Raw genomic sequence first — 1,113 nt, 5'->3', positions numbered from 1 at the left:
AAACCCGAAAAAAACCGTGATCGTACCTCTCAAACCCTTATTCTACCGTTGAAAATTGGGGTAAACGATTTTTAGGTGGCTCTGTAGGCTAGATAAATCAAAGGCTACAAGGCAGCGCAAATGGCTCGTTAGGTGCTGTGGTTGGCGACTTTCTGGATAAACCGATAAGCCAAGGTGGTTTAGAGCTAAGTCGTTACTCAGCATCAGCGGTATTATTCTTGTTAATTGTTTCTTGTATCTTCATCTTTTCGCATAAACCCGCAAAACAGGGTCATTGAGGTTGGTGATCTATTACGTATTGGCAACGACTTTGGTTAATAGATCACCTGCTTTACTAAAAATGACTTTAAGAATTCTTTTTGTTAGCCCGATTAACATAAGTAACCGGTTGCCAATGACAGCCAACGACCCAGACTGTGTGAAAACTACAATCCAGCTATAATTATATTTTCAATTGAAAGTATATCAATATGAGCGGATTTATAACGGGCGAAGCTCGCACTCATGCGACCTTATTTCCAGAAAAACTCGATGATTACATCTCGGCAGACAATGCCACCAGAGTAATCGACATATTCATTGATGGTATTGATCTGTCGGCTACGGGGTTTAAAACCCTAGCGGCTGCCACTGGTCGACCTGGATATCATCCTGAAACCCTGCTAAAGCTTTATGTGTATGGCTACCTGAATCGCGTTCAATCATCGCGCCGATTAGAACGGGAAGCCGGACGTAATATTGAGCTGATGTGGTTACTGAAGCGCTTGGCGCCGGATTTTAAAACCATTGCCGATTTCCGCAAAAAGAATACCAAATCCATCAGATTGGTTTGTCGTGAGTTTGTTATTATTTGCCGTAAACTCAAGCTTTTTAGTGAGGCGTTTGTTGCCATTGATGGTAGTAAATTTAAGGCCGTCAATAACCGTGATAGGAATTACACGCAAGCTAAATTAAAGCGAAGACTCGAATTAATTGATGAAAGTATCGCCCGCTATCTGGGGCAAATTACCAGCGCAGATCGACTGGACGATTCAGTTGCTAAGGGTAAAACAGAACGGCTGGAAAATAAGATTGAAAAACTCAAAAAGGAAATCGGGCGACTCAATATAATTG

General features: G+C 41.9%; 1 protein-coding gene. It reads left to right on the top strand.

Features of this window, described 5'->3' with window-relative positions:
- Window positions 1–470: 470 nt before the first annotated feature.
- On the top strand, window positions 471–1,113 hold a 643-nt coding region (locus N7974_RS20595), incomplete at its 3' end, for a transposase (RefSeq protein ID WP_262967401.1).

This window comes from Methylobacter psychrophilus (assembly GCF_025583945.1).
Taxonomy (GTDB): domain Bacteria; phylum Pseudomonadota; class Gammaproteobacteria; order Methylococcales; family Methylomonadaceae; genus Methylobacter_C; species Methylobacter_C psychrophilus.
The sequence above is the reverse complement of the archived record's forward strand: the minus strand, read 5'-3'. Positions and strand labels throughout refer to the sequence as shown.